The 15,025-nt window shown below is 73.4% G+C and carries 15 protein-coding genes and 2 pseudogenes; 7 read left to right on the forward strand and 10 right to left on the reverse strand.

All coding sequences use genetic code 11. From position 1 onward, the window contains the following. Window positions 1-34: 34 nt before the first annotated feature. Entirely contained in the window at window positions 35-1,153 is a 1,119-nt protein-coding gene (locus tag ACFCV8_RS30950; RefSeq protein ID WP_376688802.1) for a glycerate kinase, read from the reverse strand. Between the two features lie 134 nt (window positions 1,154-1,287). Between ACFCV8_RS30950 and ACFCV8_RS30955 the strand changes: the two genes are divergently transcribed. From ACFCV8_RS30955 to ACFCV8_RS30970, 4 genes are all read left to right on the forward strand, one after another. Then, the gene (locus tag ACFCV8_RS30955) at window positions 1,288-1,782 is read left to right on the forward strand and encodes an NUDIX domain-containing protein (RefSeq protein WP_376688803.1); all 495 of its coding nucleotides are present in this window, start codon (window positions 1,288-1,290) and stop codon (window positions 1,780-1,782) included. Window positions 1,783-1,980: 198 nt separating this feature from the next. Next, window positions 1,981-3,180: a hypothetical protein gene (locus tag ACFCV8_RS30960; RefSeq protein ID WP_376688804.1), complete on the forward strand. Its 1,200-nt coding sequence runs from the start codon at window positions 1,981-1,983 to the stop codon at window positions 3,178-3,180. Between the two features lie 54 nt (window positions 3,181-3,234). Next, window positions 3,235-3,963 carry an NAD-dependent deacetylase gene (locus ACFCV8_RS30965; RefSeq protein WP_376688805.1) on the forward strand — a complete coding sequence of 243 codons (729 nt, stop codon included), beginning with the start codon at window positions 3,235-3,237 and terminating at the stop codon, window positions 3,961-3,963. Window positions 3,964-4,201: 238 nt separating this feature from the next. After that, entirely contained in the window at window positions 4,202-4,789 is a 588-nt protein-coding gene (locus tag ACFCV8_RS30970; RefSeq protein ID WP_376688806.1) for a TMEM165/GDT1 family protein, read from the forward strand. 93 nt (window positions 4,790-4,882) lie between these two features. Here ACFCV8_RS30970 and ACFCV8_RS30975 read toward each other — a convergent pair whose 3' ends face one another. The 4 genes from ACFCV8_RS30975 to ACFCV8_RS30990 form a co-directional block, all read right to left on the reverse strand. Beyond that, window positions 4,883-5,407 carry a methylated-DNA--[protein]-cysteine S-methyltransferase gene (locus tag ACFCV8_RS30975; RefSeq protein WP_376688807.1) on the reverse strand — a complete coding sequence of 175 codons (525 nt, stop codon included), beginning with the start codon at window positions 5,405-5,407 and terminating at the stop codon, window positions 4,883-4,885. 21 nt (window positions 5,408-5,428) lie between these two features. Beyond that, window positions 5,429-6,904: an AlkA N-terminal domain-containing protein gene (locus tag ACFCV8_RS30980; protein WP_376688808.1), complete on the reverse strand. Its 1,476-nt coding sequence runs from the start codon at window positions 6,902-6,904 to the stop codon at window positions 5,429-5,431. Between the two features lie 143 nt (window positions 6,905-7,047). Further along, entirely contained in the window at window positions 7,048-7,584 is a 537-nt protein-coding gene (locus ACFCV8_RS30985) for an O-acetyl-ADP-ribose deacetylase (protein ID WP_376688809.1), read from the reverse strand. A gap of 26 nt (window positions 7,585-7,610) precedes the next feature. After that, window positions 7,611-9,026 (reverse strand): phytoene desaturase family protein, encoded by a 1,416-nt coding sequence (locus tag ACFCV8_RS30990; protein ID WP_376688810.1) that lies wholly within the window; start codon window positions 9,024-9,026, stop codon window positions 7,611-7,613. Between the two features lie 159 nt (window positions 9,027-9,185). On the opposite strand from ACFCV8_RS30990, the pseudogene ACFCV8_RS30995 reads away from it, so the two are divergent. Continuing rightward, a pseudogene (locus tag ACFCV8_RS30995) lies at window positions 9,186-9,961 on the forward strand (nucleotidyltransferase domain-containing protein). Between the two features lie 10 nt (window positions 9,962-9,971). Here the strand turns inward: ACFCV8_RS30995 and ACFCV8_RS31000 are convergent. From ACFCV8_RS31000 to ACFCV8_RS31010, 3 genes are all read right to left on the reverse strand, one after another. After that, window positions 9,972-10,799, reverse strand: coding sequence for an inositol monophosphatase family protein (locus ACFCV8_RS31000; protein WP_376688811.1), 828 nt, complete (start codon window positions 10,797-10,799; stop codon window positions 9,972-9,974). Between the two features lie 408 nt (window positions 10,800-11,207). Then, window positions 11,208-11,678, reverse strand: coding sequence for a DIP1984 family protein (locus ACFCV8_RS31005; RefSeq protein ID WP_376688812.1), 471 nt, complete (start codon window positions 11,676-11,678; stop codon window positions 11,208-11,210). Window positions 11,679-11,969: 291 nt separating this feature from the next. Next, window positions 11,970-12,485, reverse strand: coding sequence for a MarR family winged helix-turn-helix transcriptional regulator (locus ACFCV8_RS31010; RefSeq protein WP_376688813.1), 516 nt, complete (start codon window positions 12,483-12,485; stop codon window positions 11,970-11,972). A 50-nt stretch (window positions 12,486-12,535) separates the two neighbouring features. On the opposite strand from ACFCV8_RS31010, the gene ACFCV8_RS31015 reads away from it, so the two are divergent. Beyond that, a complete protein-coding gene (locus ACFCV8_RS31015) occupies window positions 12,536-13,495 on the forward strand; it encodes an EamA family transporter (protein ID WP_376688814.1) in 960 nt (319 codons plus the stop codon). 70 nt (window positions 13,496-13,565) lie between these two features. On the opposite strand, the gene ACFCV8_RS31020 is transcribed toward ACFCV8_RS31015, so the two are convergent. Beyond that, window positions 13,566-13,913: a Zn-ribbon domain-containing OB-fold protein gene (locus ACFCV8_RS31020; RefSeq protein WP_376688815.1), complete on the reverse strand. Its 348-nt coding sequence runs from the start codon at window positions 13,911-13,913 to the stop codon at window positions 13,566-13,568. Window positions 13,914-14,065: 152 nt separating this feature from the next. Beyond that, a complete protein-coding gene (locus tag ACFCV8_RS31025; RefSeq protein ID WP_376688816.1) occupies window positions 14,066-14,788 on the reverse strand; it encodes a TetR family transcriptional regulator in 723 nt (240 codons plus the stop codon). Window positions 14,789-14,897: 109 nt separating this feature from the next. Between ACFCV8_RS31025 and ACFCV8_RS31030 the strand changes: the two are divergent. Then, window positions 14,898-15,025: pseudogene (locus tag ACFCV8_RS31030) on the forward strand (electron transfer flavoprotein subunit beta); the annotation flags it as partial.

Below are 15,025 nucleotides of genomic sequence, written 5' to 3' on the forward strand. Positions count from 1 at the left end.
GGGCAGCGCTCCCCCGCCCCCGCACGGCCACGCCTCAGGGCCGCAGGAAGTCGCGGGCGAGCGCCTCGGACGCGCGTTCCAGCAGGGGGCCCGCCTGGGCCATGGAGACCGCCGGGTCCGGCTCCAGGTCGGTCAGGGCGTACGCGCGCCGGATGCCCGCCGTCTCCAGGGCCTGCTGTGTCAGGGCCAGCCGGCCGCAGACCGCCACGACCTCGACCCCGGCCGCGCGGGCGGCGGCCGCCACCCCGGCCGGTGCCTTGCCGTGCAGGGTCTGCTCGTCGAGCGAGCCCTCCCCGGTGATCACCAGGGTGGCCCGGGCCAGCGCCGGGGCGAAGCCCAGGACGTCGAGCATGACCTCGATGCCGGGGCGGAACCGGGCGCCGAGGGCGACCAGTGCCCCGTAGCCGATGCCGCCGGCCGCTCCGGCGCCGGGCAGCTCCGCGTGCTCCGGGCCGAGGACCGAGGCGTAGTGGGCGAGCGCGGCGTCGAGGACCGCGATGTCGTCCTCGGTCGCGCCCTTCTGCCTGCCGTAGACCTCGGGGGCGCCCTTCGGGCCGGTCAGCGGGTTGTCCACGTCGCTGGCGAGAATCAGGTCCACCTCGGCCAGCCGTGGGTCGAGGCCGGACAGGTCCGCCTCGGCCAGCGCGGCCAGCCCGCCGCCGCCGGGGCCGACCGGCTTGCCGTCGGCGTCCAGGAAGCGGGCCCCGAGCGCGGCCAGCATGCCCGCGCCGCCGTCCGTCGTCGCACTGCCGCCGACGCCGAACACGATCGTCCGGGCACCCGCGTCGAGCGCGGCGGCGAGCAGCTCGCCGGAGCCGTACGTCGTGGCCGTGAGCGGGGCGAACACCCCCGCCGGCAGGTGCTGGAGGCCCGAGGCCTCGGCCATCTCCACGACCGCCGTGGTCCCGCGCAGCGCGTACGCGGCGGTCACCGGCTCCCCCAGCGGTCCGGTCACCCGGGCCTCGCGGCGCTCGAATCCGGCGGCCACCGCCGCCGCCACCGTGCCGTCGCCGCCGTCCGCCACGGGCAGGGTCTCGACCCGGACTCCGGGGACGGCCCGCCGCAGCCCGGCCGTGACCCGCTCCGCGACCTGCACGGCCGTGAGCGAGCCCTTGAACTTGTCCGCCGCGACGAGCACGCGTGCGGTCTCCATCACTGCTCCGTCCGCCACCTTGCATCCCTTGCTCTCGAACAGGCAGTCGCGCCGCCCCGAACCCTATCCGCAGCGGATACCCCCTGCCCAGAGCCGTCGTCGCCCCGGCTTCGCCCGGCCACTACGCTGCTCGCGTGACCACCAGTGACTACCTCACGTACATCGCCGGTCTCCCCCGGGTGCTGGCCGCCGCGGCCACGCTGTTCCGGGACGAGCGGGGGCGGCTGCTGATCGTCGAACCGAACTACCGGAAGGGCTGGGCGGTGCCGGGCGGAACGGTCGAGTCCGACCAGGGCGAGGGCCCCCGGCAGGCGGCCCGGCGCGAGACGGCGGAGGAGATCGGGCTCGATCTGCCGCCGGGGCGGCTGCTCGCCGTGGACTGGACGCGCGGGCCGAACCGCCCGCCGATCGCCGCGTACCTCTACGACGGCGGGGTGCTGGACGCGGCGCAGCTGGGGGCGATCCGGCTCCAGGAGGAGGAACTGCTGTCCTGGCGGCTGGTGGAGCCCGGGGAGCTCGACCGCTATCTGCTCGGTCCGCTCGCGACGCGGGTGCGGGCGGCGCTGGAGGCGCTCGGTCGCGGCGACGGCCCGGTCGAGCTGGAGGACGGCCGGCCGGTGGACGTCTGACCGTCCGGCCTGGGCGGAGCCCGCGCGTGAATCCCCCCATCGCCGTACACGACGCGAATTCCCGCTGTGTCCCGTTGTGCTGACAGGCCGTCAGCTGGTAGTCCGGTCGACGGCTGCCGGACTCGGGCGTTCACGTGGCATTGGTCCGCCGTGCACGCCGGACCGGCATCATCCGGACTCCACGAGAGCGGAGGGATCATGCGTACGCACACGGGACACCCCGGCGGGCGGCTGGCCGCGGCCGTCGCGGCACTGGCCTGCACCGCGGTCGTCGCCACCGCGTCCACGGCGCTCGCCCAGCCGGCACCGGCCACCGCCCGCGCCGCCCGCGCCGCGCTGCCGTCGTCGGTCGACGGCGGCGCCTGGCAGTCCGGCCATGTCCAGGGCATGGCCATCGACCGCCGCAAGGGATTCATGTACTTCTCGATGACCAATCTGCTGGTCAAGACGGACCTCACGGGCAAGCCTGTCGGCTCGGTCACCGGCTTCACCGGCCACCTCGGCGATCTGGACTTCAACGAGAAGGACGGCCGGGTCTACGGCTCGCTGGAGTACAAGGAGGCGAAGTCCTTCTACATCGCGATCCTCGACGTCGACCGCATCACCCGGATGGACATGGACGCGCAGTCCACGGGGGTCGTCTCGACCGTCTACCTCAGGGAGGTCGTGAAGGACTTCACCGCCGACATGAACGGTGACGGCGTCTTCGACGGCGACACCGGCGACACGCCCGACCACCGCTACGGCTGCAGCGGCATCGACGGCGTGGCGTTCGGCCCGGCCTTCGGCGACCGCCGCGGCAAGCGCGCCGGGACGCGGCTGACCGTGGCGTACGGCGTGTACGCCAACACCGGCCGCACGGACAACGACCACCAGGTACTGCTCCAGTACGACATCTCCCGGTGGAAGAGGTACGAGCGCCCGCTCACCGAGTCGGCCCCGCACACCAGCGGGCCCGCCCGCGTGGGCGGCAAGTTCTTCGTGTACACCGGGAACACCACGTACGGCGTGCAGAACCTGGAGTACGACGGGCACAGCGGCAACTGGCTGATGGCCGCGTACAAGGGCACCAAACCCGGATTCCCCAACTACTCGGTCTTCGCCGTGGACGGGGCGCGCGAGCCGGTGCGCGGACCGGTGCGCGGGCAGCGGCGCCCGGAGCGCGGCCTGCTGCTGCCGCTGCTGCGCGCGGGCGCGCACGACGCGGCGACCGGCACGTACGGCTGGCCCGCCCCGGGCCAGTACGGGCAGTACGGGTTGGTCTCGCTGGACGACGGACGGTTCTACGTGGCGCGCAGCGGCACGGTCCAGGACGGCGGGGTCACCAGGCAGACCGCCCGTGCCGTGCTGAACACCTGGACGGGGCTCACCCCGTCACCGTTCACCCCCGTCGCCTGACGTCCGGGGGAAATCGCCTCGCGGGGGCCGCCCGGCGCCGCTTAGGCTCGCGGCATGACTCTGGTCGCGATCCTCAGCGGTGCCGGGATTTCCACGGACTCCGGCATTCCCGACTACCGCGGGCCGAACGGGCTGTGGCGCAAGGACCCGGAGGCGGAGAAGCTCGTCACGTACGACTTCTACATGGCCGATCCGGAGATCCGCCGCCGCTCCTGGCAGATGCGCCGGACCAGCGCCACCTGGGCCGCCGAGCCGAACGCGGCGCACCGGGCGGTGGCCGAGCTGGAGCGGTCCGGCACCCCGGTCCGGGTGATCACGCAGAACGTGGACGGACTGCACCAGCTCGCCGGGGTGCCCGCGCGCAAGGTCCTGGAGCTGCACGGGACCGCGCGCGAGGTGGTGTGCACCGGCTGTCACGCCAGGTCGTCGATGGACGAGGCGCTGGCCCGGGTGGAGGCCGGTGAGGCCGATCCGCCGTGCACGGTCTGCGGCTCCGTCCTGAAGTCGGCCACGGTCATGTTCGGCGAGCGGCTCGATCCGGTGGTGCTGGGCGACGCGATGGCGATCGCGAAGGGCTGCGATCTGTTCATCGCGGTGGGTACGACCCTCCAGGTGCAGCCCGCCGCCTCGCTGGCCGGGATCGCGGTGGAGCACGGGGCGCGGCTCGTCGTGGTGAACGCGGAGCCGACGCCGTACGACGGGCTGGCCGAGGAGATCATCCGGGAGCCGATCGGTACGGCGCTGCCCGCGCTGCTGCGGCGGCTGGCCCCGCAGGGCGGTTGAGGTACAGTGGGCGGCTGCGAAGGGGAGTAGCCCCGCGAACCGGTCGTCGACACACTGGAACCCCCGGGTTCCCGGTGGCCGGGCCCGTGGATGAACGCGGGCGGGCGAGACCTTCGGTCAGGTATGACACGCCCGCACCCGTGGGCGCTGACGTCATGCCGGGCCGAGTGGTCCTCCGAATGCCCGAGTGGCGCTTCGCGAAGGCCCGGGGCCCGGCTCCTACAGAAAGCCACCCGGAATGCACCTCGACCCCCTGGCGATCGTCACCGCCTTCGGGCTGATCTTCCTTGCGGAACTCCCCGACAAGACGATGTTCGCGTCGCTCGCGATGGGCACCCGCATGCGACCGCTGTACGTCTGGTTCGGCACGTCGTCCGCGTTCATCGTCCACGTCGCCATCGCGGTGGGGGCGGGCAGCCTGATCGGGCTGCTGCCCGACTGGACGGTCAAGCTCGTCTCCGCCTCCCTCTTCGGGTTCGGGGCCTTCATGCTGCTGCGTTCCGGCGGTGGCGACGACGAGGACGAGGACGGTGCCCCGAAGACGGTGACCGGCTTCTGGCCGGTGTACTCGACCGCGTTCATGGCGGTCTTCATCAGCGAGTGGGGCGACCTCACCCAGATCACCACGGCCAACCTGGCCGCGAGCAACGGCACCTGGTCCACGGCGATAGGCTCCGCGGCTGCGCTGATGTCGGTCTCGGCACTGGCGCTGCTCGCGGGGCGTTTCATCGCCAAGCGGGTGCCGTTGAAGACGGTCCAGCGGATCGGCGGACTCTGCATGCTGGGGCTGGCGATCTGGACCCTGGTGGAGATCTTCGTCGGCTGACGGCCGTCGGCCGCCCGGACGGGCCCGGACCACTTCTCGAGTCACGAAGTGGTCCGGGCCCGTCCGTGTGTCCGGCGGCCCGTGGCCGCGAGGTCAGAAGAGTGCCGGGGTGTCGACGGCGGTGCCGCTCTCGAAGGCCAGCAGCCGCTGCTTGCGCTCGAGTCCGCCGCCGTAGCCGGTGAGGCTGCCGGAGGCGCCGACGACCCGGTGGCACGGGACGATGATGCTCACCGGGTTCTTGCCGTTGGCCAGCCCCACGGCACGGGAGGCACCCGGTTTGCCGAGCTGCTCGGCCAGTTCGCCGTACGAGCGGGTCTCGCCGTACGGGATCTCCTGGAGCAGCGCCCAGACGTCGCGCTGGAAGGGGGTGCCGTCCAGGCGCAGCGGCAGGTCGAAGACGCGCAGCTCCCCGGCGTAGTAGGCGTCGAGCTGACGGATCGTCTCGGTGAAGGGCCGCGGGTCCGGCTCGCCGAAGGACTCCTCCGGCGGGCGGTGGCGCTGCTGGGTCATGTAGATACCGCAGAGGACGCCGTCGGCGGCGACGAGGGTGAGCGGGCCGTACGGGCTGTCGACGACGGTGTGCCGTCGGGCCGGGGTACCCGGAGATGGTGTGGTCATGGCGGGGCTTCCTGGTCTTCCTCAGGTGGGCAGGTGGTTGATGGGATGGTCGTCGACGGTCCACAGGTACTGCACCGCGTACGCCCGCCAGGGGCGCCAGGCGGCGGCGCGGGCGGTGAGCGCCGCGGGGGTGGAGGGCAGGCCGAGGTGTTCCGCGGCGCGCCGGATGCCGAGGTCGGTGGGGAGGAACGCGTCCGGGTCGCCGAGGGCCCGCATGGCGATCACGTCGACGGTCCAGGGTCCGAAGCCGGGCAGGGCGGCCAGCTGGGCGCGCGCCCGTTCGCGGTCGGTGCCGGTGTCGAGCCGCAGTGTTCCGTCGGCGAGCGCGGCGACCAGGGTGGTGAGCGTGGTGCGGCGGCTGCGCGGCAGGGCGAGCTGTTCGGGGTCGAGCCCGGCGAGCTGTTCGGGGCCGGGGAAGAGGTGGGTGAGGCCGCCGCCCTCCGGGTCGTCGACGGGGTGGCCGTGCGCGGCGACCAGGCGGGCCGCGTGGGTGCGGGCGGCGGCGGTCGAGACCTGCTGGCCGAGCACCGCGCGTACGGCGAACTCCGCCGCGTCGACGGTCCGCGGCACCCGCCGTCCCGGCGCCGCCGCGACCAGCGGGGCGAGCAGCGGGTCGGCGGAGAGCTGCTCGTCGACGGCGACCGGGTCGGCGTCCAGGTCGAGCAGTCGGCGGCAGCGGCTGATCGCGAGGGTGAGGTCGCGCAGGTCGGTGAGGAAGAGGCGGCAGGCGATGTGACCGGGGTGCGGGGCGAGGGCGACGATGCCGTGCCCGTGGCGCAGGGCGAGGGTGCGGCGGTAGGCGCCGTCGCGCCACTCCTCGACACCGGGTACGGCGGTCGCGGCGAGGTGGCCGAAGAGGTTGCTGGGGTTGAGCGGGGACCGGTACGGCAGGCGCAGCGTGATCGCGCCAGGACTGGCCGGTGGTCTGGTTCCCCGGGCGGCGCGGTCGCGCAGTTCCCCGGGGGTCAGGGCGAAGACCTCGCGGACGGTGTCGTTGAAGGTGCGGACGGAGGAGAATCCGGCGGCGAACGCGACGTCCGCCATGGGCAGTGCGGTCGTCTCGATGAGTACCCGGGCGGTCTGGGCGCGCTGGGCGCGGGCCAGGGCGAGCGGTCCGGCGCCCAGTTCGGCGTGGAGCTGGCGCTCGATCTGGCGGGCGGAATAGCCGAGCCGGTTCGCGAGTCCGGCGACGCCCTCCCGGTCGACGACACCGTCCTGGATGAGGCGCATCGCGCGGGCGACGGAGTCGGCCCGGGCGTCCCACTGGGGGGAGCCGGGGCTGGTGTCGGGGCGGCACCGCTTGCAGGCCCGGAATCCGGCCTGCTGGCAGGCGGCCGCGCTGGGGTAGAAGGTCATGTTCTCGGCCTTGGGCGGCACGGCCGGGCAGCTGGGGCGGCAGTAGATCCGGGTGGTCACGACCGCCGTGAAGAACCAGCCGTCGAAGCGGGCGTCCTTGGACTGGACGGCCCGTACGCAGCGCTCGGTGTCGGTGTGCATGGGGCAAGCATCCGTCGGCCGGGGTAACGGAGGCTGGCGGGAATCCGACATCAACCCCCGGCTGCCAGGACTTCTCCGGTGCCCGGGCCCGTCGTCGCCCGGCGGACGGCGGCTTCGCGGCAGGCCCTGGGGCTGGTCGGTGTTCAGCGCTGCGCCGCCAGGGCCGACTCGAACTCTACGTACGCGTGGTCGTCGAAGAGCACGAACCGCACCGCTTCGACGGGCGGCGCGGCCTCCTCGATCACCGTGCGGACGGCGATCCGCGCGCCGTCGTCCAGGGGCCAGCCGTAGATGCCGGTCGAGACGGCGGGGAACGCGACGGTACGGGCGCCCAGCTCGGCCGCCACGCGCAGGGATTCGCGATAGCAGGAGGCGAGCAGGGCGGAGCGGTCCTCGACACTGCTCCAGACCGGGCCGACGGTGTGCACGACCCAGCGTGCGTCGAGCGCGCCGGCCGTGGTGGCGACCGCCTGGCCGGTGCGCAGGCCCTTTCCGTACCGTGAGGCGCGCAGCTCCCGGCAGGCGGCGAGGATCTCCGGGCCGCCCCGCCGGTGGATCGCGCCGTCGACCCCGCCACCGCCGAGCAGGGAGGAGTTCGCGGCGTTGACGATGACGTCGGCCGACTGCCGGGTGAGGTCGCCGCGGACCAGGGTGACGGTGACGCCGTGGGAGGTGCGCATGACGGACATCATGCCGTGCCCGGGGCTCACGCCGCCCGCAGACGGCGCCAGACCGCCTTGGCCGCGTGGTGGCCGCACATGCCGTGCACTCCGGGGCCGGGAGGGGTGGCCGAGGAGCACAGGAAAACCGCTGGGTGGGCCGTCGCGTACGGGACCCGGGCGAGCTTGGGACGGATCACGGTCTGCAGGCCGGCGAACGCGCCGCACGCGATGTCGCCGCCGACGTAGTTGGCGTTGCGTGCGGCGATCTCGGGCGGGCCGGCCACGGCGCGGGCGAGCACCAGGTCGCGGAAGCCGGGGGCGAAGCGCTCCAGCTGGCGCTCGATGACGTCGGTGGCATCGCCCTCCCAGCCCGAAGGGACGTGTCCGTAGACCCAGAAGACGTGCTTGCCGTCGGGGGCACGGGACGGGTCGACGAGGCTGGGCTGGGCGGTGATCAGGAACGGCACGCTCGGTTCCTGCCCCCGCACCGCGGCGGTCAGCGCGGCGTCGATCTCACCGGCCGTGGGGCCGATGTGGACCGTGCCGGCCCGGCGGGCCTCCTCGGCGGTCCAGGGGACAGGGCCGGACAGCGCGTAGTCGATCTTGAAGCAGGAGGCGCCGTACGTGAAGCCCCGGTAGGCGTGGCCGAGACCGGCGATGCGGGCCAGGGCCGTCGGCGAGGTGTCGAAGACGTAGGCGCGGGCGGGCGGCAGCTCGTCGAGCCGCCGGACCTCGGTGCCGGTGCGGATCGTGCCGCCCTGTTCCCGTACGTAGCCGGCCAAGGCATCGGAGATGGCCTGCGATCCGCCGCGCGGCACGGGCCAGCCACGCTCGTGCGCCGCCAGCGCGAAGAGGAGGGCGATCCCGGCGGTGGCCATGCCGCTGGTGGGGGCGATGGCGTGGGCGGCGAGTCCGGCGAACAGGCCGCGCGCCTTCGCGTCGCGGAAGCGGCGGGAGAGGAGCGAGGCGGGCTGGATGGCGTCGAGCCCGAACCGCACCCAGCGGTAGGGGTCGCGGGGCAGCCCGTCCCAGGGGGTGCGCAGGAAGTCCTGGGCGAGGGCCTCCCAGTGGCCGAGGTAGGGGGCGACGAGCCTGCGGTACGCCCCCGCGTCGCGGGGTCCCAGGGACATGGCGCTCTCCCCCACCGAGCCGGTGAGCACGGCGGCCGTGCCGTCCGGGAAGGGGTGGGCGAGCGCCAGCTCGGGCTGGATCCACTCCAGTCCGTGGCGGGCGAGCGGCATCGTGTCGAACGCGGGCGATCCGATGCCCAGCGGGTGGACGGCGGAACAGGGGTCGTGGCGGAACCCGGGGAGGGTGAGCTCCTCGGTGCGGGCACCGCCACCGACGGTCTCCTTCGCCTCGAAGACCTCGACCGAGAAGCCTCTGCGGGCCAGCTCGGCCGCGGCGGTCAGTCCATTGGGCCCCGCCCCCACGACGACTGCATCGAGCATCGACGTCACCTTCGGACTCCTTCGTCAGCCGACGGCCAGGGGAGCCAGGATATTCCGCCGCACCGACAGCGCCGCCGCGGGTAGGGTCACGGCCCGATGAACACCGACAATGCCCGGACCGTGTCCGCTCCGGCTCCCGAAGCCGCCCTGCCCGTCCGTATCGCCGCGATGGCCTCCCGGCTCGCCGCCGTGCCAGGTGTCCGGGCCGTCGCCCTGGGCGGCAGCCGGGCCCGTGGCGCCCACCGCCCCGACTCCGACTGGGATCTGGGGGTGTACTACCGCGGTACCCCCGACGTGTCCGCGCTCGTCTCGCTGGCGTCCGGGTTCCAGGGGTCTCCCGTGGAGGTGGCCGGGCCCGGTGGGTGGGGTCCCTGGGTGGACGGCGGGGCCTGGCTGCGGGTGGACGGCGTCCAGGTGGACTGGATCCTGCGTGATCTGGACCGGGTGGAGGCGGTCTGGGCGGACTGCCGCGAGGGACGTTTCGAGGTGGGCGTGCAGCCCGGCCATCCGCTCGGGTTCTGGTCCCCCGCGTATCCGGGCGAGGTGGCGCTGGGGCGCGTACTGGCCGATCCGTACGGGGAACTGACGCGGCTTCGGCAGGAGACCCGGCACTATCCGGAGCCGTTGCGCACGGCCCTGGTCGCGGCGGCCTGGGAGGCGGACTTCTCGGTGGCGGCCGCCCGCAAGTCGGCCCCCGGCGGTGACGTGCTGCACGTCTCCCTGTGCCTGTCCCGGGCGTTCGGTGTCCTCGCGCAGTCCCTCCACGCCCACCACCGGGTCTGGTGCCTGAACGAGAAGGGGGCCACGGCCGCCGCGGCCGCCTGCCGGACACCCCCGCGCGGTACGCGGAACGGGTCGGCGCGGCGCTGCGGGGGCTGGACCCGGCGGCGGTGGAGCTGGCTGCGGAGCTGGTCGGAGAGGTACGCGCGGCCTGCGGCGGGTGAGGCGCCCCGGTCAGGCCCCGGCGCGCAGGGCTTCCAGGACGCGGTCGACGGTCGCCCCGTCACGGGCCGCCGTGAACGGCAGGGTGTTGCCCCCGACGATACGGAACGGCGCGCCGGAGAGCGTGGCCTGGGCGCCGCCCGCCTCGGCCACGAGCAGCAGGCCCGCCGCGTGGTCCCAGGCGTACTCCCAGGTGAAGGCGACCGCGTCCAGCGCGCCCCGGGCGACGTCCAGGTACTCGAGGCCGGCCGAGCCGCAGGGGCGGGCGGCGATCCCCTCGGCGCGCAGGCCCAGCAGGGCGCGCTTCTGGTCGTCGGTGGTGTAGTCCGGGTGCGACGTCGCCACGTGCAGCGGGTCGCCGGAGACCGGGGAGCCGGAGCGTATCGCCTCGCCGTCCAGGGTGGCGCCGCCGCCGCGTACGGCCACGGCCATCCGGTCCAGGGCCGCGGCGTACGTCCACGAGGCGAGGAGTTCGCCGTGGTGGGCGAGGGCGACCAGGGTGCAGAACCCGGGCTCGCCGCGGACGAACTGGCGGGTGCCGTCGACCGGGTCGACGATCCACACGGGGGCGTCCCCGCCGAGGGCGTCGTACACCTTCGGGTCGGCGTGCACCGCCTCCTCGCCGACGACGACCGAGCCGGGCAGCAGCCGGGTCAGGGAGGCGGTGAGGTGTTCCTCGGCGAGGCGGTCGGCGACGGTGACGAGATCGTGCGGGCCGTTCTTCTCGAGGATCTCGTGCCCGGCGAGCCGCCGGAAGCGGGGCATGATCTCGGCGGCGGCCGCTGCGCGGACCGCCGCCTCGACCTCGGTCGTACCGTCGGTGAGGAGTGCGTCGAACATGCCCCCAGCCAATCATGTCCCGCCGGGGCCCCGACGACCTGGTCATGGCGGGAACATGGCCGCTCGGCGTCCGGCGGCGTACATCCGCCTGCCGCCCCGGCCCGGCGGCGCGGCCGGCCGTCGGGCCGGGGCACGCCGACGGGGTACGCCGGAGGTCACCGTTCTCCATGGTGCCGCGATGTGGAAAGCCCCGAGCCCGCCCTCGCCGCCCCGGATCTGCACGTGGTGATGTGCTGTGCGATGTGCACCATTACCTGTACGCGGTGCTGAGCTGCGCCGTTGATGGGGAGTCGAACCCCCGCGTTGCCCTTCACGCGCCAGGAGTGGGCCGGAAAAACCGCCAGCCCTCGGTGTGTGCACGCTTCCGGAGCCGCTACCTGCTCCACATCGTCCGGCTTGCCGGACCGCTCAGTCCAGCAGGTCGACCTCCCAGTTCGTGCGCTGGATCCGCACGTCGACCTCGCGGATCTCCCGGGCGAGCGCGTCCGCCCGGCCGCGCAGTTCGGCGACCGGAAGCGCGGCGAGCATCACCAGCTCGGACCGGAGCTGCCGGCCGTATCCCCGGTCGCCCTTGCCCGCCGCGGCGTCCGCCGCCGCGGTGATCACGGAGTGACGCAGCCTCAGGACATCCCGGCGGGCGAGGGCATCGGTGAGCGTGCCCTCCGGCCCCATCTCCACGGTGGCGTTGGTCCGGTTGATCCGCCGGATCAACGATTCCAGGGCGTCCAGCACCTCACCTGCCTCGGCCAGCAGCTGAGCCGCGTCCTCGGCGGGCGTCTCCCCTTCCTGGTGCCGCGCGCTGTCGACGACTCGCGCCCGCAGCTGTTCCACGCGGCGCGTCGCCTCCGCACGTTCCGCCAGTGCCTCGGCAAGCTTCACTGTCTCCGCCTCCCCCTCCGTGAACCGGCACGAGTATATGAGTGCGCACCAGCTCCCGTGCGCCCGGATTCCGATCCGCTGGAGCCCCGACCGGTCACGGAAGGGACCGGACGGCCGCACGGCGTTCCCCCACGGGAGGTCGTGGACGGGCGGAGATCACCGTGCAGGGGTCCCGCACAGGACCGTCGATGCGTTTCGCGGTGCGCGCCGGGCCGGTACGTCCGTGGGCCCGGGTGGATCACGAGGGTGCCGGAGCGAGCCGAAGAGCCGCGGCGACGGCATGCGCAGGAGTCACCGCGGCGCGCCGGGCGGCGGCTCGACACGCGCCAGCCAGGTGGTGAGCAGCGCTTCGAGACGTGCGGCCTCGTCGGGGCCGAGTTCATCGAGCATGCGGCGTTCGTTGCCCATGTGGTCGGTGAAGGCCCGGTCGAACAGTTCCCGTCCCGCCGAGGTGAGTGCCACCACCCGCCCCCGGCCGTCCTCGGCGGACCGCCGACGTGTGACCAGCCCACCGCGTTCGAGCCGGTCGATGCGTTTGGTCATCGCGCCCGTGGTGACCATGGTGAACGCGGCCAGCTCGCCCGGGGCACGCTCGAAGGGCTCCCCGGCCCTCCGGAGCGCCGCCAGGACGTCGAACTCCCCCTCGTTCAGTCCGTAACGCCGGTAGACCAGGCACAACTGCTCGGTCAGCAGACCGGCGAGGCGATGGAGACGGCCGATCACACCTTGGGGACTCACGTCCACGTCCGGGCGCTCGCGGGCCCACTCGGCCTGGATACGGGCGACGTGGTCCTCGTAGTCGTTCACGGCTTCATCATAGCTTCCAAGGAAGCTATATTCCTTCCGTGGAAGCCACTATGCGATGGACACTCGTGACAGCGATCGCTCCGGTCGCCTGGGGGACGACCTACTTCGTCACCCACGAATACCTCCCAACCGGCCACCCGCTCTACGGCGCGGCGATCAGGGCCCTGCCCGCGGGGATCCTGCTGCTGGCGCTGTGCCGCCAGGTGCCCCGGGGGGCGTGGTGGTGGAAGTCGCTGGTTCTCGGCACCCTCAACATGGGGTCGTTCTTCGCCCTGGTCTACCTGGCGGCCCAGTTGCTGCCGACGAGCGTCGCCTCCACCATCATGGCGGCCTCACCGCTGGCCCTGATGCTGCTCGCCTGGGCGGTGGTCGCGGAACGCCCCCGCGGCCTCCCGCTGCTGGGCGGCGGCATCGGCATCGCGGGCGTGTGCCTGATGCTGCTCACCGGCACCGTGCACCTGAACGCGCTCGGCGTCCTCACTTCGGCGACGGCGATGGTGACGTCCTCCCTCGGCTACGTGCTCGCGAAACGGTGGAGCGCCGAGGTCGACGTCCTCGCCTCGACATCGTGGCAGCTCGTCGCCGGAGGCCTGGTCGTACTGCCGTTCGCCGTCGTCCGTGAAGGGGCACCGCCCTCCCTCGACACGGGCGCGGTCCTCGCGTTCGCCTACGTCACCGTCGTCGCGACCGCGGTCGCCTTCGCCGTCTGGTTCGCCGGCCTGCGCCGGCTGCCGGCAGCCGCGGTCGGCCTGGTCGGACTGCTCAACCCGGTCACCGGCGTGCTGCTCGGCACCGTCGTCGCCAAGGAGACCCTCACCCTGCAGCAGACGTGCGGGCTGGCCCTCGTCCTGCTCGGGATCCTGCTCGGGCAGCCCGTCGCCTCCGCGGCCGCCGCCCGGCTGCGGACCCGGCCCCGGACCCCGGGCCGGTCCCGGGCCGTCGGAGCGGAATCCGGTCGCGACACACGTGTCGGCCGGACCGGCCGGACCGGCCGACGGGATGCCGACTGAGCCGTACCGCGGGACCGTCGGCCGCCCCGACAGCCCGCCCCGCTCCGCCGAGGCCCTGGCAGTGCGCCCGTCAGAGCCAGTCCTCGCGGGGCGGGTCGCAGAGCTCGAAGACCACTTCACCGCTGTCCGACCCCTCGACGGCCACGGGGCGCACGCGGGCGCCGACCGTCACCCGGTGCGGTGCCGCTCCCACGACACGGCAGCGGAACACGAAGCCCTCCGGCAGCCGGACGAGGGACTCGTTGCGTGCGGCCTCCGTGTAGCGGTGGACGACGCCGGACCTCACCACGACGCCCAGGCCGTCGCTGTGTTCGGCCTTCAGGTCGCTCGACGCGCACACCGGGCAGAGCAGCCTCCGGAAGGAGGCCGTGCCGCACCAGCGGCACCGGTGGTAGTTCAGGCCGGCTTCCTCATGCACCACCCGCACGGTGCCATTCGACGACTGGGACACGGTCGACCCCCTGCGCTCGGCTCGGATACGCCACACTTGCGCGTCGGCGCGTCCGCACCATAGGGCACTGGGTGCCGAAACGTAAAGACACTCAGTGCCAGATTACGGGCGGGCAGGGCTCAGTCCTGCCCGATGGCCGCCTCGATCTGCTGCACCACACGCCACATCGGAGCCCCCTTCGCGGCGACCATCACCACCACGTCACCGTCGCCCGCGGGCACGGCCGCACCCCGGGTCCCGGCACCCGCGCCCGGCCCGCTCCCCCACACCCGGCGCACCATCCCCAGGGCGTGATCGACGGCGGCCTCCGGGTCCCCCTCCCCGCCCGAACGCAGCCAGGTGCGCAGCCCGTTGTTGTGCGCGGCCACCACGGAGGCGGCGATCACCTCGGCGCGCAGCGCCCCGTCGTCAGCCTCTCCGTACCGGTCGCGAAGGTATCCGGCGAGCGTCTGCTCGTACCGCCGCACCACGGACAGTTCGTACGTGCGCAGCCCCGGCACTTCCCGGGTGAGCCGGTAACGCTGCACGGAGAACTCGGGGTTGGCCGCGTACATGCGCAGCACCAGCCGGGCCGCGTCGCTCACCGCCTGCACCGGTTCGGCGTCGCCGGCGTCGGCCAGGAACCCGGTCATGTCGGCCAGGCACCGCTCGTGGTCCGGGAAGACCGCGTCCTCCTTGGACGGGAAGTACCGGAAGAACGACCTGCGCCCCACCCCGGCCCGCGCCACGATGTCGTCCACGGTGGTCTGCTCGAAGCCGCGCTCCAGGAAGAGCTGGAAGGCCGCCTCCGCGAGCACTTCCCGCATCGGGGCCTTCTTGGCTGGTCTACGCGCTTCAGTCATGCCGGGAACGTAACACCGGAAGAGCCTTTCTGGCACCAGGTTCCTTTACAGAGGGTACTGAGTGCCATACTGTCGTCAGTACAAACCGCACCCAGGTAGGAGAGCCGGCGTGAGCTTGAGGATCGTTGTCTGTGTGAAGTACGTGCCGGATGCGACGGGTGACCGGCGTTTCGCTGATGATCTGACGGTGGACCGTGAGGATGTGGACGGTCTGTTGTCGGAGCTGGACGAGTACGC

This window comes from Streptomyces sp. NPDC056347 (genome assembly GCF_042262625.1).
Classification (GTDB): Bacteria; Actinomycetota; Actinomycetes; order Streptomycetales; family Streptomycetaceae; genus Streptomyces.

Bases quoted from the DNA above. Each gene is read 5' to 3' on its own strand.
- ACFCV8_RS30950 (WP_376688802.1), bottom strand. From the start codon at position 1,153: ATGGAGACCGCACGCGTGCTCGTCGCGGCGGACAAGTTCAAGGGCTCG.
- ACFCV8_RS30960 (WP_376688804.1), top strand. From the start codon at position 1,981: ATGCGTACGCACACGGGACACCCCGGCGGGCGGCTGGCCGCGGCCGTC.
- ACFCV8_RS30965 (WP_376688805.1), top strand. From the start codon at position 3,235: ATGACTCTGGTCGCGATCCTCAGCGGTGCCGGGATTTCCACGGACTCC.
- ACFCV8_RS30970 (WP_376688806.1), top strand. From the start codon at position 4,202: ATGCACCTCGACCCCCTGGCGATCGTCACCGCCTTCGGGCTGATCTTC.
- ACFCV8_RS30975 (WP_376688807.1), bottom strand. From the start codon at position 5,407: ATGACCACACCATCTCCGGGTACCCCGGCCCGACGGCACACCGTCGTC.
- ACFCV8_RS30980 (WP_376688808.1), bottom strand. From the start codon at position 6,904: ATGCACACCGACACCGAGCGCTGCGTACGGGCCGTCCAGTCCAAGGAC.
- ACFCV8_RS30985 (WP_376688809.1), bottom strand. From the start codon at position 7,584: ATGCGCACCTCCCACGGCGTCACCGTCACCCTGGTCCGCGGCGACCTC.
- ACFCV8_RS31000 (WP_376688811.1), bottom strand. From the start codon at position 10,799: ATGTTCGACGCACTCCTCACCGACGGTACGACCGAGGTCGAGGCGGCG.
- ACFCV8_RS31015 (WP_376688814.1), top strand. From the start codon at position 12,536: ATGCGATGGACACTCGTGACAGCGATCGCTCCGGTCGCCTGGGGGACG.
- ACFCV8_RS31025 (WP_376688816.1), bottom strand. From the start codon at position 14,788: ATGACTGAAGCGCGTAGACCAGCCAAGAAGGCCCCGATGCGGGAAGTG.